The sequence below is a fragment of the Halalkalibacter lacteus genome (assembly GCF_036663595.1).
GTDB lineage: Bacteria > Bacillota > Bacilli > Bacillales > Bacillaceae_D > Halalkalibacter > Halalkalibacter lacteus.
Window position 1 is genome coordinate 1 of sequence record NZ_JAWRVL010000266.1, and the last position, 264, is coordinate 264.

1 protein-coding gene is annotated in these 264 nt (G+C 64.0%); it reads left to right on the forward strand.

Going from position 1 to position 264, the window contains the following annotated elements; translation table 11 throughout:
• Positions 1-9 precede the first annotated feature (9 nt).
• Complete coding sequence (locus tag SAZ04_RS23670; protein WP_431309056.1) at positions 10-150, forward strand: diguanylate cyclase; 141 nt, start codon at positions 10-12, stop codon at positions 148-150.
• Positions 151-264: the final 114 nt, after the last annotated feature.

The following is a 264-nucleotide window of genomic DNA, read 5'->3' on the forward strand; positions in this document are numbered from 1 at the left end:
GCCAGGCGCATCGAGGTCACGATCTCGATCGGGCTCTCGATCCTCGAACGCAAGGGCGAGCCGGTTGCCGACCTGCTCAAGCGCGCCGACAAGGCGCTCTACCGCGCCAAGCACGACGGCCGCAACCGCGTCGTTTCCGACGCGGCTTAGTCGTCATACCCGCGGATGCGGGTATCCAGTACGCCGCGGCTTCTCCGCTAAATCACCAGCGTCTCTGGAATACTGGATCACCCGCTTTCGCGGCTGATGACAGGATTGCGGATC